Here is a 23,031-nt window from a genome sequence, read left to right as displayed (position 1 = left end):
CCGCTAGGGACAGCCCCCAGACGGTCCCCCGCCCAACCGGGCCTTGTCAGCAAGGCCTGGCTGAGAGCACAATACAAGGCTGAGGGAGCGATCTCCACCATGATCGCCCCCTCAGTCTTTCTTCTCTCACCACCAGATCACCTCAGATGAGAGGAGCGTCACCCATGCCCATGCTGGACCTGCATGACCTACCAATCTCGGCTTTCATCGCCCCCGATGGCAGCAACCGCCAGGCCGTTGCCCCCCTGCTGGAGCAAGCCCTCCAGCTCGCCCTGGACTATGCCGCCCAGGCCAGTGAGCTGCCTCCCCTGCCCACCGCCATGCCTGGCCTTCCTGGGACGGCTCTCCCCGAGCAGGGCCTCGCAGAGGAGCAGCTCCTGGCCCACCTGCGCAGCCTCATCTCCGCCTCCCTACACCCGGCCCACCCCGGCTACATCGGCCACATGGACTCACTACCGACCACGATGTCCCTGGTGGGGGACCTGCTGAGCGCTGTGCTCAATAACAATATGCTCAGCGTTGAGATGTCGCCGCTCTTCTCACGCCTGGAATGGACGACTCTCCGCGAGCTGGCGCAGCTCTTCGGTCTGGGGCCGCGGGCCGGCGGCCTCCTGCTCAGCGGTGGCAGCCTGGCTAACCTGGAGGCCCTGGCCATCGCCCGCAATCAGATCCTGGGACTGAGCGGCGGCGCACTCACCTCGCTCGGTGCCCGCCCTGTCCTCTTCGCCTCCGCCGCGGCCCACACTTCGCTGCACAAGGCCGCCATGCTCCTTGGCCTGGGCAGTCAGGCCGTCATCCCCGTCCCAGTTGACGAGAGCGGCCATCTCGACGTCCACCAGCTCCCCACCCTGATCGAACAGGCGCAGGCCCGCGGCGACCGCCCCTTCTGCGTCGTCGCCACCGCTGGCACTACCGTGGCGGGCGTGATCGACCCCCTGGCCGCCATTGCCGCTATCGCCCACCGCTACGACCTCTGGTTCCACGTCGACGCCGCCTACGGCGGTGCCCTCATCTTCTCTGAACAATTGCGGCCACGTCTGGCCGGCATCGAGCAAGCCGACTCTCTTACGTTCAACCCACAGAAATGGCTCTACATCTCCAAAACTTGTGCTATGCTGCTCCTGCGCGACACCTCCCTGTTCACGCAGGCCTTCCGCATCCCCGTCCCCTACATGCGCCAATCCGAGGCCCAGGGGGAAGCAACTGACGACACGCCGCCCAACCTCGGAGAGATCGGCCTGCAAGGCACACGCCACAGCGACATTCTCAAGCTCTGGCTCTCTCTCCAACACCTGGGACGGCGCGGCTACGCGCGTCTCGTCGAGCAGACCTGTCAGCTCGCCATGCTGGCCTACACACGCCTGCGCACCCTGCCCGCGCTGCGCTTCGCTCACCCCCCGGAGACCAATCTCCTCTGCTTCCGCGCCGAGCCAGACTGGCTGCCCGCCGCCGCCCACGACGAGCTCAATGCCCGCCTGCAAAGCGCTCTGCTGGAACAGGAGCGCATCTTTCTCTCGCTGCCGCTCTACGAGGGCAGGCGCTGGCTGCGGGCGGTCCTTCTCAACCCCTACACCGATGAGCAGGTCATTGAACGGCTTACCACCGGACTGGCTCGCCTTCTGGAGCAGGAGCGCCAGCAGCATGACAGCAGCCAGGCGCCGGGCCGCTGACGGCATTGACGTCCCCTGGAGACTGCTCGCTATACTGAGACAAGCAACCAATCCAATGGAGGAGGAGGATCAGCGCTCCACCCGAGGAGCCAACCAAGCTATGACCGTCTCAGCCGCCATCAGCGTTGAGCATCTACGCAAAGTCTACCGCGTCTACGAGCGCGAGGCCGGCCTGCGCGCCGCCTTGCGCGGCCTTGTCCAGCGGCACATCCAGGAGGTCATTGGGGTCGACGACCTCACCTTTACCATCGAGCTGGGGGAGATCGTGGGTTTTCTCGGCCCCAATGGGGCCGGCAAGACAACCACCCTCAAGATGCTCGCTGGTCTGCTCTACCCCACTACCGGCACGCTGCAGGTCTTGGGCCATCTGCCCTGGCGCCGTGAACGCTCCTTCCTGCGACAGATCGCCCTTGTCATGGGGCAGCGCCAGCAACTGATCTGGGACATCCCGGTGAGCGATTCCTTCGAGCTAAACCGCGTCATCTACCGCATCCCGTCAGCTCAGTATCGCCAGACCCTGGACGAGCTAACGGACCTGCTCGAACTTGCTCCACTCCTCCAGAAGCCTGTGCGCAACCTCTCACTGGGAGAACGCATGAAATGCGAGATCGCGGCCTGCCTCTTGCATCGTCCCCGCGTGCTCTTCCTCGATGAGCCGACCATCGGCCTCGACGTTGTCATGCAGCGCCGCATCCGCGACTTTGTGCGCGAATATAATCGTCGCACTGGGGCCACTGTCCTCCTCACCAGCCACTACATGGCCGACGTCGAGGCCCTGTGTCGACGTGTCATCCTGATCCACCACGGCAAGATGCTCTTTGACGGCGAGCTTACGCGCCTGATCGAACGCTTCTCACCCTACAAGACCATTGCCGTGCGCCTGCAGGAGCCGGCGAACCTGCGCCCCTACGGCGAAGTCATCGGCCAAAGCGAAGATCGGATCACCCTGCGCGTCCCCAAAAGCGCGGTCGCCCGCGTCACCGCACGCCTGCTCACCGAGCTACCGGTGATCGACCTGAGTGTCGAAGATCCGCCCATCGAAGCCGTCATCGAGCACATCTTCACACAAGAGGAGGTGGGTTGAATCCCATGAGACAGCTCCTGGCCATTTACCGCCAGCAACTGAAAACAGCCCTGGCCGAGCAGCTCCAGTACCGGGCCGCACTCATCATCTGGTTGATCGAGGTTGCCCTGGGACCGGCGGTCTCCGTCAGCGTCTGGTCAACAGTGGCCCGCAACGAAGGCGGAGAAGTCAACGGCTACAGCTCGGCGAGCTTCGCCGCCTATTTTATCGCCACCATGCTGGTCAACTACGCCACCCAGACCTGGGTATTTTGGGAATTCAGCCGCCGCGTGCGCGAAGGCGAATTCTCGCCGCTGCTCCTGCGCCCCATCCACCCGATTCACGCCGACCTGGCGGAGAACCTGGCCTACAAGATCCTGATGCTACCCGTCATCGCCCTCGTCACCCTGGTCCTCTTCTTGGCCTTTCATGCCAGCATCGCCCTCAGCCTGGACAACTTGCTCGCCTTCTTTCCAGCCCTTGTGCTGGCCTTTGCCCTGCGCTTCATCTTAGAGTGGACCCTGGCCCTGTTAGCCTTCTGGCTGACTCAAGTCAACGTGATCAACCAGCTCTACGTGGTCGTTGTGCTCTTTCTGTCGGGGCAGCTTGTCCCGCTGACCTTCCTTCCCGCGCCTGTGCAGACCGCCTCAGCCTGGCTCCCGTTCCAGTGGATGGTCGCTTTCCCAGCAGAGCTACTCGTCCATCCCCTCAGTCTATCGACGCTCTTCACGGGTCTGCTCGTCCAGCTCGCCTGGCTCCTGGTCGGCTTTGCACTCCTCGCCTTCACCTGGCAGCGCGGCATTCGACGCTACACAGCAGTAGGAGGATGAATCATGATGCGCACCTACCTGCGTCTCCTGGCCACCTTCTTCCGCGTCAGCCTGTTGGGAGAGCTGGCCTATCGCGCGAACTTCTGGCTCCAGATGGTTGAGTCGCTCATCGAGTTGGGGACAGCCCTGGCCCTGGTCAGCGTCGTCTTTACCTATACCCAGAGCCTCAATGGCTGGCACGCCTCTGAGCTGCTCATCCTCATCGGCACCTACTTTCTGATCGGCGGCGCCATCAATATGGTCATTATGCCCGGCATGAGCCGTCTCATCGAGCAGGTCCGCCTGGGCACCCTGGACTACCTGCTCACCAAACCCGAAGAGGCTCAGCTCCTGGTCAGCATCCAGCGGCTCGATATCTGGAAGCTGCTGGACCTCCTCCTCGGGCTGGCCCTGCTCGTGGCCGCCACCATCTGGCATGGTAGCTGGCCTGATCCACTGCAGGTCTTGGCCTTCGCCCTCACCTTGCTCGCTGGGACCGCCATTGTCTATAGCTTTGTGCTCTTCCTGGCTACCCTCTCCTTCTGGTACGTGCGTGTCGAAAACATCCTGGTCATCTTCGAAAGCATGTACGAGGCTGGGCGCTGGCCGGTCGATATCTATCCTGGCTGGCTGCGCGCTACCCTCACCTTCATCGTCCCGGTCGCCTTCGCCGTCACCGTCCCCGCCGAAGCCTTGACCGCCCGCCTGACCTGGCTGGCCTTGCTGGGCACCCTGACCCTCGCCGCTTTGAGCCTGCTGGTGGCGCGCCTCTTCTGGCGCTTCGCCATTCGCTCCTACAGCGGAGCCTCCGCTTGAGGCGGATCAGAGCACAAAACAGGAAAGAAGTACTGGGGAGGAGCCAGCCTTTCCTGCTTGACTTCCGACACAACATATGGTATCTTACCGCCCGTACCTGACTATATCTTGTGCTTGCTCATTGGCAACCGAAGAGAGAAACCCACAGGGCGATGCTGTCGTGGCATCGCTGAAACATGGGGGAAGTCCGGTGAGAATCCGGCGCTGTCGCGCAGCGGTAAGCTTCCCGTCCTCGTCGCCACCTATGCTGACCGTGGGCTGACCGTAGCCTGCCTCGCCTGCCCGTAGCCGGCATGGCCACGCGGCCAGGCGGCGCCGCAACGTCAGAGCTGGTCAGCACCATAGTTCAGACCCGGCCAGCAAGAGGACCACCCACCAGCAGGCAGGAAAGCAGGAGAGAAGGAAAGGACGGCGAAGCTAAGCCCGAATGCCCACCTGTGGGATCTGGCTCGATCCCTTCGCGTGAAAGGGTAGACCAGCGGACAGCCCATCTCTGAGGCTGTCTGTGCGTGTCAGCCTGTTTCCGTCGAGGGAACAGGCTTTTTTCATCTCAAGGAGGGAAAACGGCATGGCATTCTCTGCGAACCAGACGCGCCCGGAGACGCCTGTGACCATCGATCCCGAGCACGTGCTCGCCGAGGTCTGTCGCGGCTTCGAGGACCGCGCCGATCGAGCCCAGCTCCTGGCGGAGGTTGAGGCCACGCTCGGCGCTAGCCTCTCCGAGGCAGAGCTGTGGCAGGCTCTGCTCCTGGTAGCGCGTGCCCATATCGAACAAGAGCCAGCCTTCAGCTACATTACGGCACGCATCTTGCTCCTCTCGCTCTACCGTGAAGCACTGCGGTCTGCCGATCAGCTCCCGTGCAGCTTTGCTGACATGGAGCAGGCCTATCGCCACTATCTGCCACACTATATCCAGCGCGGCATTGAAACGGGGCTGCTGGACTCCCGCCTCGCTAGCTTCGATCTCCAACGCCTCGCGGCCCTCATTCGCCCGGAGCGCGACCTGCTCTTTACCTATCCTGGATTGCAGACGCTCTACGATCGCTACTTGCTGCAGTACGAGGGACAGCGCTTCGAATTGCCACAGTTACTCTGGCTACGCGTGGCAATGGGCCTGGCTCTCAACGAAGAGCAGAAGGAGCAGCGCGTCGCGGAATTCTACGAGGTGCTTTCGCAGTTCTATTTCACGCCGGCCACTCCTACCCTCTTCAACGCCGGCACAAGTCACCCGCAGCTCTCGTCCTGCTACCTGACAACCGTCAATGACGACCTCTGGCACATCTTCAAGTGCATCCAGGATAACGCCTTGCTCTCGAAGTGGGCCGGCGGCCTGGGCAACGATTGGACACGTGTCCGCGCGCTGGGGGCCTATATCCGCGGCACCAATGGCCGCAGTCAAGGAGTCATCCCCTTCCTCAAGGTCGTCAACGACACCGCGGTCGCCGTCAATCAGGGCGGCAAGCGCAAAGGCGCCGTCTGCGCCTATCTCGAAAACTGGCATCTGGATATCGAGGACTTCCTCGACCTGCGGCGCAATACTGGCGATGAGCGCCGGCGCACCCATGATCTGCACACGGCCTGCTGGATCTCCGACGAGTTCATGCGCCGTGTCGAGTCCGGCGAGCAGTGGACTCTCTTCAGCCCCGACGAGGTCCCAGACCTGCATGAGCTGTATGGGCGCGCCTTCGCCGAGCGCTACCGCGAGTACGAGCGCCTGGCCGATGAGGGCAAGATCCGCCTCTGGAAGCGCATGCCGGCGGTCGAGCTCTGGCGCAAGATGCTGACTCGCCTCTTCGAGACTGGCCATCCCTGGCTGACCTGGAAAGATCCGGCCAATGTGCGCTCACCTCAGGATCATGCCGGCGTCATCCATAGTAGCAATCTCTGCACGGAAATCCTGCTCAATACCTCGGCAGAGGAGACGGCGGTCTGCAATCTCGGCTCCCTGAACCTGGTGGCCCACCTGGTCAATGGTCAGCTCGACCATGCAAAGTTACGGTCAACCATTCAAACGGCCATGCGCATGCTCGACAATGTCATTGATATTAACTACTATCCAACCCCCGAGGCGCGCACGGCCAATCTGCGCCATCGCCCTGTCGGGCTAGGCGTCATGGGCTTCCAGGATGCCCTGTTCCAGCTTGGCATCAGCTACGCCTCTCAGGAAGCGGTCGAGTTCGCCGATCGCAGCATGGAAGCCATTGCTTACTATGCCATCCTGGCCTCCAGTGAGCTGGCTGCCGAGCGGGGACCCTATCCCAGCTACCGCGGCTCCAAGTGGGATCGGGGCCTGCTGCCTATCGATACCATTGCCCTGTTGGAGCAGGAGCGTGGCGGGTCCCTGGAGATGGACCGCAGCACTACGATGGACTGGGAGGTCGTCCGGGCCCACATCCGCCAGCATGGCATGCGTAACAGCAACGTCTTGGCTATCGCGCCGACTGCCACCATCTCCCTGATCGTCGGCGTCAGCCCCTCCATCGAGCCAATCTACAAGAACCTCTATGTGAAGAGCACTCTGTCGGGCGAGTTTACCACGGTCAACACCTTCTTGGTCAACGACCTGAAAGCCGCCGGCCTCTGGAACGCCGACATGCTGGAGGCCCTCAAGTATTATGATGGCTCCCTGCAGGAGCTGCCGATGGTGCCAGAAGAGCTGAAGCAGCGCTACCTGACTGCCTTCGAGATCGATCCGCGCTGGCTGATCGAGTGCGCCAGCCGGCGTCAGAAGTGGATCGACATGGGGCAGTCTCTCAACCTCTATCTGGCTTCTCCGAGCGGCAAACAGCTGCATGAGATCTATATGCGCGCCTGGAAGAAGGGCCTCAAAACCACCTACTACCTGCGCACGCTGGCCGCCACCCAGGTCGAGAAGTCAACAGTGGATATCAATCGCTGGGGCATTCAGCCGCGTTGGATGAAGAGTGTCAGCCCGTCCAGCGCCATCCAGATCAAGCGCGGGGCCTTTAAGGAGGCTCCCTCCTCGGGCTTGGCTGCTCCTCCGCCATCCTCGCCCGCCCGCCAGACAGAGCAGAACAGCGGGCAACCAGGCACTCCGGCCTCTTCAGCTCCTCTTTCTCTCACCCAGCCCGGAGCTGCCTGCTCGCTTGATGACGATTGCGAGGCCTGCCAATAGGCAAGGCGAACAGCGCCCACCCAGCAACGGGAAGAAGAGCGGGCCAGGCTGGCTCTGCGTCGGGGAATCAGCCCGCTCGCTGGCGGCCTCCGCCTCTTCTTCCGTTGGGACCGGACTGCATGGCGTGGCTCCGCTCCTGGCCTGCCGCAACTCGCTGTTGCCTGGATCATGGGCTGGGTCACGCTCTTCGCGCGCTGCTGTCTGCCCCCGCGCAGACTGGGGCAGACAGCAGCCTGACGGCGATACGCCTCACTCAGCTCTGTGCTCTACTGACTATACCTGGTGCCAGGACACCCTAGAGGGAGAAAGAAATCACCATGACCGATACCATCAAGGGCAAGGATATTCTCGAAGAGAAGCGCCTCATCAACGGACCGGCTGTCAGCGTCAATCAGCTCATGCCGCTCAAATACCGCTGGGCTTGGGAGCACTACCTCAACGGCTGCGCCAACCACTGGATGCCCAATGAGGTGCCTATGGCCAGCGACATCGAACTCTGGCGCAGCAATCGCCTCTCCGAGGCTGAGCGCCTGGTCATTCTGCGCAACCTCGGCTTTTTCGCTACCGCCGAGAGTCTGGTCGGGAACAACCTGGTACTGGCCATCTTCAAGCACATTACCAATGCGGAGTGTCGCCAGTATCTGCTGCGGCAAGCCTTTGAGGAAGCGGTCCATACTCACGCCTTCCTCTACATCGTCGAGAGCCTCGGCCTGGATGAACGCGAGGTCTTCACAATGTATCACCGCATCCCGGCCATCCAGCGCAAAGATGCCTTTGAGATGAAGCTCACCTATGCCCTTCTTGATCCTCACTTCTCGACTGCCGAGCCGGAGCAGGCCCAGCAATTCTTGGATAACCTCATCGGCTACTATGTCATCATGGAGGGCATCTTCTTCTACAGTGGCTTCGCCATGATCCTCTCCTTCCATCGACGCAACCTCATGACCGGCATTGGTCAGCAGTTCCAGTATATTCTGCGTGATGAAACGATTCACCTCAACTTTGGCATTGACCTGATCAACGGGATCAAGGCCGAAAATCCTGGCCTCTGGACACCAGAGTTTGAGCGGCATATTATGGAATTGATTGAGGAGGCGGTGGAGCTGGAGATCGCCTATGCCTATGATTGCCTGCCGGAGGGAATCGCGGGCCTGCATGCGCCGGCCTTTGCCCGCTATGTGCGCCACATTGCGGATCGGCGCCTGGAGCGCATCGGCCTGCCTGCAGTCTACCATGAGCCGCATCCGTTCCCCTGGCTGAGCGAGACCATCGACCTGAGCAAGGAAAAGAATTTCTTTGAGACGCGGGTCACTGAGTATCGGTCGGCGGCGACGCTCGAATGGGATTGATTCCCGCGCGTACGCCACGCTGACTGCTGCTGAGTGGAACTGGCGCGCATGCGAGGAAAGGAAAAGGAAGAGGCAGGATTATGGTGTTGGCTACCAATCTCGGCTACCCGCGCATTGGCGCGAGACGCGAACTGAAGCGGGCCCTTGAGCAGTTCTGGTCGGGGAAGCTGGATGAGACAGGGCTGCGCGAGCAGGCTGCTGCCCTGCGCCGGGCCCACTGGCAGCTCCAGCAGCGTCTGGGGCTGGACCAGGTCCCGGCCAATGACTTTTCGCTCTATGACCACGTACTGGACATGGCGATGGTGGTAGGGGCGGTACCGCGACGCTACCTCCGCGGCGGCGACCCCGCGACGCTGGATCTGGCTACCTATTTTGCTATGGCCCGCGGTGTAGAGGCTGGCCCAACGGGCGAGGCGGTGCCGCCGATGGAGATGACCAAGTGGTTTGATACCAATTATCACTATATTGTGCCCGAGTTCGAAGAGGATCTTGTCTTTCGCCTGACTTCCACTAAGCCACTGGACGAGTTCGAGGAGGCTAAGGCCCTGGGCATCCCGGCGCGCCCGGTCCTGCTGGGGCCTGTCTCCTTCCTTCTGCTTGGCAAGACCCACCGCGAGGATCTCTCGCCCCTGACGCTCCTTGAGCGGCTGCTACCGGTCTACGAGGAGCTGCTGCAGCGCCTGGCGGCGGCGGGCGCTGACTGGGTTCAGCTTGATGAGCCTTGCCTGGTGCTCGACCTTGAGCCGGCGGCCTTGCATGCTATTGAGCAGAGCTATACCCGCCTCAGTCAGGCGGCCCCCCAGCTCCGCTTGCTCCTGGCGACCTACTTCGGCGACCTCGGCCCTGCTCTACCGACGGTCTTGCATCTACCGGTGGCCGCCGTTCATCTTGATTTGGTGCGCGCCCCGCACCAGCTTGAGCTGGCTCTGGCCGAGACCCCGCCAACGCTAGCCCTCTCGCTCGGCGTCGTCGACGGACGCAACGTCTGGCGCACCGACTTCGAGCAGGCCCTCTCGCTCATCGAGCGAGCCGTCGAGCGCCTGGGCCCTCAGCGGGTTCTTCTGGCCCCCTCGTGCTCACTCTTGCACGTGCCGGTCGATCTTGATCTCGAAAGTGAGCTGGATGCGGAACTCAAGCAGTGGCTGGCCTTCGCGCATCAGAAGTTGCAGGAGGTTGTCCTGTTGACGCGCGCTGCCAACGAGGGGCGGCAGGCGATTGCTGAGGAGCTGGAGCGCAATCGCCAGGCCCTGCAGCGTCGGCGTACTTCACCCCGCATCCATGATGAGGAGGTGGCTCAGCGTGTGCGCCAGGCCCGCGCTCAGCGCGCCCAGCGCCAGAGTCCCTATGCTGTGCGACGCCAGCGCCAGCGAGCCCACCTGCAGCTTCCGCTGCTGCCCACCACGACGATCGGCTCCTTCCCTCAGACCGAGGAGGTGCGGGCGGCGCGCGCCGCCTTCAAGAATGGGCGTCTCGACGTCGCCGGCTACGAGGCGTTTATTCGGAGCGAGATCGAACGTACCATTCGCTTCCAGGAGGAGATCGGCCTGGATGTCCTGGTTCACGGTGAGTTCGAGCGCAGCGACATGGTCGAGTACTTTGCTGAGCAGCTCGATGGCTTCCTCTTCACCCGCAACGGCTGGGTCCAGAGCTATGGCTCCCGCTGCGTGCGCCCTCCGGTCATCTACGGCGATGTGCGTCGCCGCGGCCCGATGACGGTACGTTGGTCGACCTTCGCTCAGTCACTGACCTCCCGCCCTGTTAAGGGCATGCTGACCGGTCCGGTCACGATGATGCAGTGGTCGTTTGTGCGCGATGATCAGCCTCGGGCGGACACCTGTTATCAGTTGGCCCTGGCCTTGCATGATGAGGTTCAGGACCTGGAGGCGGCGGGCATCCGCATCATCCAGATCGATGAGCCGGCTCTGCGCGAGGGCTTGCCCCTGCGCCGCTCGGAATGGGCCAGCTATCTTGATTGGGCTGTCGATTGCTTCCGCCTGGTCTCGGCTTCGGTCCGGGATGAGACGCAGATCCACACGCACATGTGCTACGCCGAGTTCGGCGATATCATCGAGGCAATCGCCGCCATGGATGCCGATGTCCTCTCGATCGAGGCCTCACGCTCGCGCCTGGAGCTGCTCAATGTCTTTGTGCGCTATCGCTACCCCAATGAGATCGGGCCAGGCGTCTATGATGTCCATTCTCCCCATGTCCCTTCGGTGAGGGAATATGAGCAGCGCTTGTTGCGCATCCTGGAGGTCTTGCCCGCAGAACAGGTCTGGGTCAATCCCGATTGTGGCCTCAAAACGCGCCGCTGGGAGGAGGTCAAGCCCTCCCTGGCCCATTTGACTCAGGCAGTGCAGGCGGTGCGCTCCCGTCTGGAGAGCGAGCAAGGCTTGAATCTGAGGACATAAGACCGGCTGCTTCCTGTCGGCTGCGCTGGATAGGGACATGCTCCGACCCGCCCGCGCTTGGGCATCCTATCCAGCGCCTGGCTCTCGTTGTGGATCTGCTTCTCTCTTCGTTGCTTCTCCCCTCTGGGATGCCTGATGCGCTCCCTCCCTCCCTCCTCTGGTCAGGTGGAGCCACTCTCCCCTTGTCTGCCGTCTGTGAAGGAGATCACAATGGAATTGTGAGCTGTGCTCTGGTGGAGGTCCTGTCACCAGACTATCTTGCCTTGCAGAGAGGAGGACTGCCAGCGCTTCCTGCTCCCCGTTCACGCGAGACCATTCAGGCTGCTGTTGTCGCGCTGGACTTGTCTACCTGCCCAGTGAAATTGTTCCGATAGAGGCTCAATATCAATAGGTTTGTCCAACTGCGTGTCAGTCACATTTGATGGCTTCCTTCTTCAGGCATTATCTATCTCTGGTATCATCGGTATTATTGTGCCTCTGCCCTGTGAGGTGGCCTTATGACGACATCACATCACTACGAAGGGATGCCGGGCAGGTATAGTCTGAGTTGGCTCCTGGGGAGAACGAGTTTGGCTGAGACCTATCTCGGCGAGGAGCGTGCCAGCCGCACGCCGATTGTCTTCAAGCTGCTCACAGTCTCCCTCTCGGAGCGCGATCGCTTCCATGTTCTGGAGACCATGCGCGCCTACGCTCGCATTCTTCATCCTGGCCTGGTGCGTATCCTGGAGGTCGGTCTGTACGGCAACTACCCGTTCATGGTGACTGAGTATGCGGCTGCTGGTTCGCTCCGCCAGCGCTACCCGCCCGGGACACGCCTGCGCCCCGAGATCGTGCTGCCGATTGTCTCGCAGCTCGGGGCGGCCCTGCAGCACCTCCATCGTCAGGGGGCCCTGCATCTGGACCTCAAGCCTGAGAACATCCTGTTCAAGCAGGATGGGGGGGTGATGCTCACTGACGCCGGCCTGCTCAGTGTGCCTGCGCTCATGCAGAATCGCCTGGCTGCCGAGCGCGAGAGTACGGCCTATCTGGCCCCGGAGCTGATGATGGGCGTGCCGGCGGCGGCCAGCGATCAGTATGCCCTGGCCTGCCTGGCCTATGAATGGCTGAGTGGGCAGCCGCCATTTGTCGGCTCCCCACGCGAGGTCCGGGCACAGCACCTGCATGCTCCTCCTCCGCCACTCAGAGCACCCGTGCCGGCAGCCTTGGACACGGTGCTCCGGCGGGCTTTGGACAAGGACCCTGACCGACGCTTCCCGACTATTGCGGCCTTCTCCGAAGCCTATGTCCAGGCGATGCGCGGGATGACCAGTCAGCCAGTGTTCTCCCCGGTCTTCTCCGCCTCCCTTCCTTGGCAGCCTTCTCCTTCCCCTGCTTCGAGAGAGCAGGTGTTCCACCAGCAGGAAAGGAGCGCCGACGAGGAAAGGGAAGAACCCCGGCTGCCTACCTGTCGCCTCTGCCATCGCCCCACGCTCACCGGCGAGGCTCCGCTCATCTGTCCCACCTGTAGTTATCCGCTGGACCTCCGCGAGGAAGAGCGTTCACTGGAGCTGCTCATTACCGAGCTGCGTCGCCTGACCCAGGCTGGAGCTGCTTCGCTGCCAGTTGGCGAGCTGGCTACGCTCTCTGTTCCCTCTTTGCTCGCGCTCCGGCGCGAGGTGCACTTTGGCAGTGCCGCCTCCCTGCCTTTGGAGCAAGCCGTTGATCGTTACCAGCGCCGTTTACGGGAGGTGCGCCATCTGCTTGCTACCCAGAGCATGCGCCCGGTCTCCAGCGCCAGCTCCGCGAGTGTGCCGCAGGACCAGAGCAAGCCGGCGATGAGCGGAGTCGCGGAGCCAGCTCCTCGGGAGGTAACACAGGAGGCCGAAGCTGCCGCGCTCGATGATACCTTGATCAGGAAGGCATTAACGCCTCGCCAGCAGCCTGAGCAAGAGCAGGTTGCCAAGGCAGCGCCGTCATCGCTGGCTCCGCCCGACCTGCCCTCCGCCTCGCCAGCGGCAACGTCAGCGCCTTCACAGCAGCGACCAGAGCCGCCGCTGCCCGCTGTGGCTCAAAGCAGCGAGAGCGCTGCTTCTGGGCAGCCCCAGCCACAAGAGACCGCTGCTGCAGGAGCAGCGGCGCCTGGCTCGTCACCTCCGGCAGCGGCAGCGTCGCTGGCATCAGTGGAATCGGCGACGAATGTGACCAGCCCACCAGCACCTGCACTGCGCTCTCCGCTGACGAGTGCTCCTCACCCGGTGCCTTCGCCAGCAGCTCCTCCACGTCCTCCTATTCCGCCGCGTCCACCGCGCCCGCCACGCCCCAGCCCGATCACGACCCTGCGCCCGCTGGTCGAGTCGCCAGTGGCTCTCATGGTAGCCCTGGGTACCTTTCTCTTGCTGGCGGCTCTCCTCGTTTTTCACATCGCCAGCCGGCGATATGCCCTTCCTGTGACCATCGGCGCTCAGCTCTTCTTCGCAGCAATGGTGGTCATCACTGGCCGTTCCAGGCATTTCCGCGAGTTCAGGGGCATCTACGCCCTTTTCTTCGCGCTCACGGTTCCTTTGCTTTTTCCAGATCTAAGGGATTTCTTCGCACAATACCAGCCCTGGCTCCTGGCCCTGACGGCGCTCTATGGAGCCGTGACCTATGGCATCCTGGCTGTCTCGCAGCGCTTTAGCCCCTTTGCTATCCTCTGCGCCGTGGCTTTGGCTGTGGCCGATGTCTCCCTGGTTCGGGCCTTAGCTGGAGACCAGTGGGAGTGGTGGGTCCCGGCAGGCATGCTGCTTCTTGCCTTGGTCGAGGCGGAGGCTTTGGGCAGCCAGATGGCGGCGAGCCGCTCCCCACTGGGGCGCCTCCTGCATACCTCTTGGGATGTGCTGCGCCGACCATTGGCCTTCTCTTCTTTGGCTCTTGCTTCGGTAGTCACCAGCTTTGCTGGATTGCTGGGCTTCCTCTTGCTCCTCGCTCTGTTGGTCGCTCAGCCGTTAGCCCAATACCTCACGCTTGGTCAGCTCCCGTCGGCCCTCCTGGCCGCGCTGCTATTGGCCAGTGTCTGGCTGCTCCGCCTGGGGACGCGGACGCACCACAGGGCTGTAGCGTATCCGCTTTGCGCTCTGCTCGCGCTCACCCCCTCCTTGGCCAGCGCCCTGATCGCTCCTGAGAGGGCACGGCTGGCCTGTAGCTTCAGTCTGCTTCTGGTCACTGCCTGCTTTGACGGCTACGCGCGCCTAGCGCCACCAGCGCTCTGGCTCTATCTGCGTCCCGAGCGCTGGCTGACAGCCCTGCGCTTCCTCTTGTTGCTGCTGGTCCCCTTCCTGGCCGTGCTCCCGTTACAGGCGCAGGGCCTGCCATATCACCAGCAGCAAGGTGATCTCTTAGTTGGCTCGCTGCTTGTACTTGCGAGCGCTGCTCTGCTTTTGCTGATGACGCTCTGGCCCGCGCCAGAGGCCGCCGCTGAGGGGGATCAGCGCCTGATTCCCCACGTCTCTCCCTGGCTGCCGCTTTTGCCTGGAAGCCTCCTCGTCTGGGGCTATGCCGCCCTCGGACAGGCCTTGAGCTGGCCAGCCGTCTGGCCTTTGTGGTGGTTCGGGGCATGCTGTGGGGGGCTGTTGGGACTCTCCTGGCTCATTCGTCAGCGCACCAGTCGGCTACAGGCCGCTCCCTGGGAGGTGCTGGCGCTGGCTGTAGCCATGCTGATCAGCGTCCCACTGAGCTTCTCCCACCGGAGCGACTTGTCCGCCTCCCTGGTGCTGCTGCTGCTGGCAGTCCTGGGCTACGCTATGCTCCTGGTGCAGCGCCGCTCGCTCTGGCTGCTCCTTCCTAGCCTGCTTCTGCTAACCGGGTTGGGTCTGCTGGGGCAGTGGATCGCCTCGACCAGTGGAGAGAACCATCGGGATGGGTGGGCAGTGCTTTTGCTGTCTTGCTCGCTCTTCCTACCACCGCTGGCGGCTGGCCTGCGTCGCTTCTTCCCTGCCGGGACCGCCTTGTATCCACGCTTGACTGGCCAGAGCTGGGAGGCTGAACGCCTCTTTACGGTCTGGGAATGGGATGGGCCAGTGATGGCGCTGGCTTTGGGGACCCTGGTCTGGCTCCTGGCTCTGCTCCTCTTCTTCCCCAGTCCCAACCCCAGGGCCAGGTCTGCGCTCGCCGGAGCAGCAGACTGGCCCTGGCTGGCTGACCTGGCCCGGTCGGCATGGCTGGCGATCGCTGAGGCACTGGCGGCAGGACTGGCTGCCTACCTGGCCGGACTGTGGTCAAAAGATCGCCTCTGGCTGGCCCCTGCCGCTCTCTGTGCCCTGGTGGCTCTCTGGCTGGCTCGAGGACAGTTCTGGCCCCTGGTTGCCACCGTGGTTGGAACGGCGGCTATCGGCATGGCGATGAGCCACTTCAGAGGCCGGCGCTGGGCCATTCCCTGGTATGTGGCCGCCCTCTTTAGCCTGCTGCTGGTGATGTGGCAGGCCCTGCGTCCTTTACTGGAGGTAGATAGCACCTATGTGCTGCTGGGGCTGACGGGCGTTGTCACCGTAGTCAGCTTGGTGGAGGACCAGCCAGCGGCCCTCTGGTTGGTTCCCTTCCTGCTGCTGGAAGCAAGCTCCGTGGCCTTGCTGTATAGGCAGTTGTGGCTGCCAGATGTGCTGCTGGTGCCTGCACTGGTCCCGCTGGGCGCCCTGGCAGGCGTGGGCTTAAGCTGCTGGGGCCGGCGGCAACGAGGAGCTGCAGGTCAGCAGCAACGCTGGCGCTGGGCCGCTCCCTGGTACGCCGGCGCCCTCGTGGGTCTGGGCGTTACAAGCCTGGTACTCCTCGCTGGTCCCTGGCAGGCGCTGCCGTTGCAGTTCCTCTGGCTGGCAGGTCCCTATCTCTTGTTGGCCTTCACCGCCATTGCAACCGCGGTCGGCTTACTGGAACGGGTACCGGAGATGCTCTGGTCGGTGCCTCTCCTCGTAATGGAAGTCTGTGTCCGGGTCCTCTCGGCCCTTTTGTCGGGGTACCAGCGCCCGCCTGCCGAAGAGGGCATCCTGCCGGTCGTCCTCGTACCAGCCTGCGCCTTGCTAGGGCTGGCCCTGGGTCGTCTGGGCGGTCAGCCTCGCCAGCAACGGCTGCGCTATGCAGCGCCGTGGTACGCGGCGGCCTTGCTCTCGCTGGGTACAGTCAGCGTGGCCCTCTTTGGCAATGTGCCATCACTCCCCTGGCGCCACAATCCCTTGCTGCCCGTGGCCTATGCCACACTGGTGACGGTCGTCGGCTGGCTGGAGGAATTGCCTGAGACCCTCTGGCTTGTGCCGCTGCTGCTACTGGAAGCCTCGGTCGCCGCTCTGCTCCCTGAGTCGCACTCTCGGGCCAGCCTTCTCACGGCGCTGCTGGTGCCTGCACTGGTCCCGCTGGGCACCCTGGCAGGCGTGGGCTTAAGCTGCTGGGGCCGGCGGCAACGAGGAGCTGCAGGTCAGCAGCAACGCTGGCGCTGGGCCGCTCCCTGGTACGCCGGCGCGTTGGTCGGGGTGGCTGCAACGAGTGTGGCCCTCTTTGGTAACCTGTGGGACACGTTGCCTTTACAGGAGGCGGGACCTTACTTGCTGCTGGGCTTCGCCGCTCTGAGCACGCTTGTCGGGCTACTGGAGCGGCAGGTGACTCCGCTCTGGCTGGTGCCTGCACTCACACTCGAGGTCTGTGCCCTGGCGCTACAGCAGCGGCCACAGGAGAGCTGGCTGCTGCCTGCCCTGGTGCCGGGCTGTAGCTTGCTCGGACTGCTGCTCAGCCGCTGGCGAGGGCAACGGCTGCGCTATGCAGCGCCGTGGTACGCGGCGGCCTTGCTCTCGCTGGGTACAGTCAGCGTGGCCCTCTTTGGCAATGTGCCATCACTCCCCTGGCGCCACAATCCCTTGCTGCCCGTGGCCTATGCCACACTGGTGACGGTCGTCGGCTGGCTGGAGGAATTGCCTGAGACCCTCTGGCTTGTGCCGCTGCTGCTACTGGAAGCCTCGGTCGCCGCTCTGCTCCCTGAGTCGCACTCTCGGGCCAGCCTTCTCACGGCGCTGCTGGTGCCTGCACTGGTCCCGCTGGGCACCCTGGCAGGCGTGGGCTTAAGCTGCTGGGGCCGGCGGCAACGAGGAGCTGCAGGTCAGCAGCAACGCTGGCGCTGGGCCGCTCCCTGGTACGCCGGCGCGTTGGTCGGGGTGGCTGCAACGAGCGTGGCCCTCTTTGGTAACCTGTGGGACACGTTGCCTTTACAGGAGGCGGGACCTTACTTGCTGCTGGGCTTCGCCGCCATTGCGGGGGGAATAGGCCTGCTAGAGCGGCGGCCAGAGACGCTCTGGCTTCTGCCGGCGCTTGTGGCGGAGGTCTGCTCCCTCCTGCTGTGGGATCTGCTCGCCCCTGGCACGGGTCTGCCCCAGTTTTGGGGAGAGCCAGAGCTATTGCTCAGCCTGACCCCGGCCTGTGTCCTGATAGGACTGGCGTTCAGCCGCCTGAGCAACCTGCCCCGCCAGCAGTGCCTCCACTATGCTGGACCAGGCTACACAGCGGCGCTCATCGCCCTCGGGACTGCCTGTCTTGCCCTCTTCTTTGCAGCGCCCCGGCTGCCGTGGCTGCAGCCGCTGCGTCCCTCCCTGCTACTGGGTTACGCGGCCCTGGGCGCCCCCGTGGCCCTGGCTGAAGGATTGCCGGAAGTGCTCTGGCTGATCCCTCTGCTCACTGGGCTAGCGATTGCTGCCATCGCCGGGCCTGATCATGAACAGGCCCCGCTTCTGCCCGGCATCGTCTTGCTCACGACGCTCATTGCTCTGGCAGGCAGCAGGCTCGCTCGACGACACCTGGCCTGGCTGTCAACCAGCAAGGGGCCGCAGTGGCACCTGCGCCTTGTAGCTCCCTGGTATGCTACTGCCGCCCTGGCGGCTTGCGCGACTCCCCTTGTCTGGCCAAAGTCCTTCTTCGGGATAGCGACAGTGGCCTTGCTCTTACTCCTCTATGCCTTTCTGGCCTTCTGGGTCGCTTTTCAGGAGCGCTGGCCCCTGGTCACGCTGCCGACCGTCTTCTTCAGCCTGTGGGGGCTGCTCTGGCTGATACAAGATAAGGGCCTGCGGCCTTTGCTCCTGCCGCTCGGGATAACAGCGCTGGCGGTGGCCTTCCTGGCTGACGTGCTGCTGCGGCCCGCTGACAGCCACTGGTCAGCAGGCTTGGCGAAGGTCATTCGCCCTTCCTGGGCCCTGGCCTGGGTTCCGCTCGTTGTGCTCACCTGGGTCTCCTGTGGCCTGCTCCACCCCTCTCCGCTCTCCGCGCTCCCCGCAGCGGATTCCTGGGGCATGGCCCTGGCTGCCTTGCTTATCTACGGCTCAGGCATCTTGCTCCGTCAGGTGGGCGTCTGCTGGCTCAGCCTGCCACCGGCCCTCTTTACCCTGCTGAGATTAGGCTGGCTAGACCGTCCCGCAGAGCCGGATATGAGGGGCCTGGCCCTCTTTTGCCTCCTCTGCACCGTTGGCCTGGTCGGAGGGGCAGCTCTAGGGAGGCGCTGGCCTCTGCCCGTGCGCCCCTACCTCTTCCCGCTCCTTACCGCCAACTGCGCCGGCGTGCTGGCTGTAGGCCTCGCTGGCACTGGTCTCGGCTCCCCTGCCCCTCAGTCTGGGAACGGCCTCCCGGCCGCGGCGCTCCTGCTGGGATATGGTCTTTTCCTCTGGCTCCTGGCCTTGTACCTGAACCGGCCATTCCTGACCCTGCTCACTGGCCTCTGGACGGTTTGGGGAATGGCCCTCTTGGCGGGGGTGTTACACAGTGACAGAGATACTGTGCTGATCAGCATCGGGGCCGTCGCCGCACTGCTGGGCCTGCTCGGCCTGCACCGCTCGCACTCGACGAACGCCCCCACCCAACGGCACCAGGCTCCTGCCATACGTCCTACCAGACACAAGGAGGAGGCCTTATGAGAGACCATCCCCTTCCTCTGTTCAATCGCCTGCTCTGGAGCTGGCCCTGGTACCTTCTGGCTGCCCTGGCGGCCATCCTGGTCGGTCTGCTCGGTAGCTCCACGACCCGACTCGTGGGACTGGCCTGCTTTGCCCTGCTTGCTACACTTGCCATGCTGCGCGAGCGTCTCCCCGAGGCCCTGTGTCTGCCCGCAGCTCTCCTGGCCTGGCTGCTAAGCCTGTTGCCGCAGACACTGGGCTGGAGACTGGAGGTAACGCTGCTGCTGGCCTGCCTCGTCTGCCCCCTGCTCTTCAGCTCGCAGTTCGTCTGGCGCATCATCAGACCAGAGCCGCTCTGGCTGCCACCTGCCTGGCCCGCCCGACTCCTGGGCCTTGGTGGCCAGACGGGTGTTGTCCTCATCTGTGCCAGTGCTCCTCTGTTCAACCAATCGATCCAGACTGGCCCTCTGGCCTTGACAGTTCTGGGCTTACTCCTCGTCTGGCAGGCCCTGCTCCAGACTCAGCGCACGCCCCGCCGCTGGACTGGCTACGGTGCTGGCCTGCTGCTGGTTCTGGCCTTCACCTGGGAGATTCGGCAGCAATTGCAGCCCACCTTTGATCTCCTCTGTCTGCCGCTGGCCAGCTACCTGGTGGTCCTCAGTCCCTTTCTCTTGCGCGATCGCCAAACCGCGGGCAGCCAGCAGATCGGGCGCCTCGTGATGGTGCTCGGCGCCTGCCTCTTTCTGGTGCCCTCTTTCATCTTGAGCATCGTCAGCGGCGAGCAAGAGCAGCTTCTCTCGCTCTTCCTCGTCCTGGCCGAGTCACTGAGCCTCTTTCTCTTCGGCATCGCTGTGCGGGTGCGCTTCTTTATCCTCGGGGGGGCTGCGCTGGTGGTCGGTGGGGCCATCAGAGCCGTCATCTACACGTTGGGTCACGGCGACCAGGCTCCGCTGATCTGGCCTGCGCTCGGCCTGGCCGGCCTGGCCTTGCTAGGCGGCTCCATCTTCCTCACCTGGCGGCGTCCCTCGCTGCCATCTTGAGAAACCATGCGCTCCTCTGCCGGTGGCAGAGGAGATGGCTCGCTGATGGCCCGCTGCGGGGCATGCTCAAACATAGCCCCGCAGCCGATCCGCCTCTCGATAGGCTGCCTGCGCCTCGCTCTCTCTCCCTAGCCGCTTGAGAGCATGGCCACGACGCTCGTGGAGGTCTGGATCACCAGGCTCCTTCTGGAGCAGTTGTTCATAGAGGACAAGCGCCTCTTGGTTGCGCCCAAGAAACAAGAGCGCATCGGCGCGTCGGAGCGAAGGCGCTTCCTGACCAGCCCTCTCCTCGGCCTCTAGCGCTCTCCGATAGGCTTCGCGGGCCTCTTGCTCCCGCTTTAGCCTCAGCAGGGTATCAGCCCGGCCATAGTGGGCATCGACTAGCCCTGGATCACAACGCAGGGCCTCCTCGTAGGCCGCCAGCGCCGCCCGGTAAGCGCGCTGCTGGTAGAGCACATCACCTCTGGCGCAATGGGCCGCTGCGAAGGTCGGCAGGAGCTGTACCGCTCGTTCGAAGGCTTCCTGTGCTTTCCTATACTGCTCGCGGGCCAATAGGAGTAGACCACGACCGTAGTGAGCGGCTACATTGCCAGGATCAGCCTCTAATGCCAGCTCGTAGGCCCGCAACGCCTCTGCCTCCCGGCCAAGTCGCTGCAATGCCGCCGCCCTCCCACTCTGCGCATAGCTATCCTGTGGATTCTGACGCAGGGCTTGCTCATAAGCGGTTAACGCCTCCTGGAAATGCGCAAGCTGCCAGCACGTGTCTCCTAGCGCACGCCAGTCGAGCTGTAGTCGCGGATCACAGGCCGTCGCTTGGAGATAGCTCCGAAGCGCCTCAGCATACTGGCCCCGCCGAGCAAGCTGGTCTCCAGCTTCCTTCATTGCCTGGGCCTGGGTCTGCACCTGGGCCAGCAGCGAAGGCAGGCGGGGCTGGACCGGGGCCGCCTCCTCCCGCTGGTCCTCGCGGGGCGGCGTTTGCTGCTCCCTCTCCACCGGGGTCGGCTCGGACTCCACCGAGGGAAGCGACGGGAAAGGCTGTGCAGCCTCGGCTCCCACAGAAGGCGCCAAGGGAACAGATCCAGGTTGCACCGACGGGGCCGGGGAGACCTTGGCAGGAGTGACAGCGATGGAAAGAACAGCCGCTGATCCCGATGGTGAAGGCGCCGGCGTCGCGGGGGGAGCTGGAGGCGTTGGCGACACGGCAGGCGCTTCACTCTGGCGAGATCGCTTGAGGGTGGTACTCTCGCGCAACGGTTGAGGATCGACCGGATCAAGACGTGCAAGCAGGTGATAGCGCTGCAAAGCCGTCTCCGTCTGTCCCTGTGCTGCCTCCTCGCGGGCGCGTTGCAACCAGCAGGCTTTCAGTTCCTCATACTGCGCGGGATCATGCGGAGCTGTGCGTAACGCCTGCAGGAACTCCCGGACCGAGGCATGACGCTGCTCTGGCTCCTTCATCAGCGCCTTTAAGATGGCCAGCTCAATATAGGCGGGCAAGTCTGGCCGATAACAGCACAGTGGCAGGGGCAGCGCTTCACGCTGCTGCTGGGCCCACGCCAGCCAGCTTCCTCCCGAGGCCTTCACCGGCTTCTGCCCCGTCAACATCTCGTAGGCCAGGCATCCAAGCGCATACTGGTCGCTGGCTGGTGAAACCCGCCCCTCGAACTGCTCAGGGGCCATATAGGGAAGCGTCCCGGCGATCGAGAGGCGCTGCGTCACGGCGGCATCCAGAATGACGGCAATGCCAAAATCTGCCAATAGGGCATTTCCGGCAGCATCAAAGAGAATATTTTCCGGCTTCAGATCGCGGTGAATGACCGGCTTCTCCTGAGCATGAGCGTGCTCGAGAGCCTGCCCGACTTGCTCTATGATCTGTAAGGTCTCCTCAAGGGAAAGGCCCCCTGGCCGCTGACGCAGACGATCACGTAGCGATCCGCCTGCTGCATAAGCTGCAATCAAGTAGGGCGGGAAGTGTTCGTCAAGACCGGCATCATAGAGGGGCAGAATATACGGATGACGCAACGTCTCTAACAGCCGGGCCTCTTGCAGAAAGGCTTGCCGCTCCTTCGAGGAGGCACCGCGGGCACTGCTGAGGAACTTGATCGCTGCACGACGGGGGAGGAGCAGATGCTCAGCCAGGTAGACCTCGCCAAAGCTCCCGCTGGCTAACCGCTCCCCTATGCGATAGTTTCCGAGTTGCTGCCCGCTGTAGGGGCCTGATGCACTGAGGGACATGCTCGCTTGTTCGCTTGATTGCTATCCTGCGAGTGGCTACGCCACTCCTCCAGGTGTTAGCGCGCCGAGCACTTTCCTCGTTGCTCGTGCGTACGCCCACGTCTGCTCATCTGTTTAAGATAAGAATACCATACAACCAAGGCGGGCGCTAGAACTGATGACGGCCCAAGCAAACAAACCTGGCGCCGTGGCTGGTCCCTCAGCCACAGCACCAGGCTGCTGCGCAGGTAATGGAGCTTTGTCGCCAGAGCAAAGAGCCTGCCGACAGAGCCAGTCGATCAGACCGGCTTAGAAGGGCGGATAGGCGTTCTGGACCAGGGTGTCAAAGCCCGCCTGGAACCAGGCCCCTGCCACCGGCGCATTCGGCATCGCCCCCGTCGGCTGGTTATTGTTCATCGAATTGCCCCCATAGGTTGGGTCACACATCCGATCGAAGCCTTTGCCCGTCGGGTTGTCTGGCCCCTGCGGGATCAGCGTGCTGGAGCCATCCGACTCCCCGGGCGGCTTGATCCAGACAAAGGCATCAAAGCCACTGGCCGGATTGGCCTGCGGACGCGCCCCAATGCCACCCGGCTGATTGCACCAGTTCCCCCGGCTGTAGCGCCGATCGATGCGCGTCTGGTCCACAAACGTA

11 protein-coding genes and 1 riboswitch are annotated in these 23,031 nt (G+C 63.4%); of the genes, 9 read left to right on the top strand and 2 right to left on the bottom strand.

Going from position 1 to position 23,031, the window contains the following annotated elements; translation table 11 throughout:
* The first annotated feature begins 164 nt into the window (after positions 1-164).
* The 9 genes from IRZ24_RS04270 to IRZ24_RS04230 all read left to right on the top strand — a co-directional run bounded on the left by IRZ24_RS04270 (position 165) and on the right by IRZ24_RS04230 (position 20,165).
* Positions 165-1,670: an aminotransferase class V-fold PLP-dependent enzyme gene (locus IRZ24_RS04270; protein ID WP_297160711.1), complete on the top strand. Its 1,506-nt coding sequence runs from the start codon at positions 165-167 to the stop codon at positions 1,668-1,670.
* Positions 1,671-1,770: 100 nt separating this feature from the next.
* Positions 1,771-2,754 (top strand): ATP-binding cassette domain-containing protein, encoded by a 984-nt coding sequence (locus tag IRZ24_RS04265; protein ID WP_297160710.1) that lies wholly within the window; start codon positions 1,771-1,773, stop codon positions 2,752-2,754.
* Between the two features lie 5 nt (positions 2,755-2,759).
* Complete coding sequence (locus tag IRZ24_RS04260; RefSeq protein ID WP_297160709.1) at positions 2,760-3,563, top strand: ABC-2 family transporter protein; 804 nt, start codon at positions 2,760-2,762, stop codon at positions 3,561-3,563.
* 3 nt (positions 3,564-3,566) lie between these two features.
* The gene (locus IRZ24_RS04255; protein ID WP_297160708.1) at positions 3,567-4,358 is read left to right on the top strand and encodes an ABC-2 family transporter protein; all 792 of its coding nucleotides are present in this window, start codon (positions 3,567-3,569) and stop codon (positions 4,356-4,358) included.
* A gap of 144 nt (positions 4,359-4,502) precedes the next feature.
* Positions 4,503-4,650, top strand: a riboswitch (cobalamin riboswitch).
* A gap of 276 nt (positions 4,651-4,926) precedes the next feature.
* Complete coding sequence (locus IRZ24_RS04250; RefSeq protein ID WP_297160707.1) at positions 4,927-7,494, top strand: ribonucleoside-diphosphate reductase subunit alpha; 2,568 nt, start codon at positions 4,927-4,929, stop codon at positions 7,492-7,494.
* Between the two features lie 317 nt (positions 7,495-7,811).
* Complete coding sequence (locus IRZ24_RS04245) at positions 7,812-8,843, top strand: ribonucleotide-diphosphate reductase subunit beta (RefSeq protein WP_297160706.1); 1,032 nt, start codon at positions 7,812-7,814, stop codon at positions 8,841-8,843.
* 80 nt (positions 8,844-8,923) lie between these two features.
* Positions 8,924-11,254 carry a 5-methyltetrahydropteroyltriglutamate--homocysteine S-methyltransferase gene (gene metE / locus IRZ24_RS04240; RefSeq protein WP_297160705.1) on the top strand — a complete coding sequence of 777 codons (2,331 nt, stop codon included), beginning with the start codon at positions 8,924-8,926 and terminating at the stop codon, positions 11,252-11,254.
* Between the two features lie 497 nt (positions 11,255-11,751).
* On the top strand, positions 11,752-19,146 hold the full coding sequence (locus tag IRZ24_RS04235) for a protein kinase (RefSeq protein WP_297160704.1): 7,395 nt from the start codon (positions 11,752-11,754) through the stop codon (positions 19,144-19,146).
* A complete protein-coding gene (locus tag IRZ24_RS04230; RefSeq protein ID WP_297160703.1) occupies positions 19,143-20,165 on the top strand; it encodes a hypothetical protein in 1,023 nt (340 codons plus the stop codon). The genes IRZ24_RS04235 and IRZ24_RS04230 overlap by 4 nt, the downstream gene beginning before the upstream one ends.
* Positions 20,166-20,231: 66 nt before the next feature.
* Here IRZ24_RS04230 and IRZ24_RS04225 read toward each other — a convergent pair whose 3' ends face one another.
* Positions 20,232-22,397: a serine/threonine-protein kinase gene (locus IRZ24_RS04225; RefSeq protein WP_297160702.1), complete on the bottom strand. Its 2,166-nt coding sequence runs from the start codon at positions 22,395-22,397 to the stop codon at positions 20,232-20,234.
* A gap of 288 nt (positions 22,398-22,685) precedes the next feature.
* The coding region (locus IRZ24_RS04220) for a glycoside hydrolase family 6 protein (protein ID WP_297160701.1) at positions 22,686-23,031 on the bottom strand (346 nt) is incomplete at its 5' end.

It is taken from the genome of Thermogemmatispora sp. (assembly GCF_019683755.1).
In the GTDB taxonomy this organism is placed as follows: Bacteria; Chloroflexota; Ktedonobacteria; order Ktedonobacterales; family Ktedonobacteraceae; genus Thermogemmatispora.
This window is presented reverse-complemented; position numbering and strand designations above follow the sequence as displayed.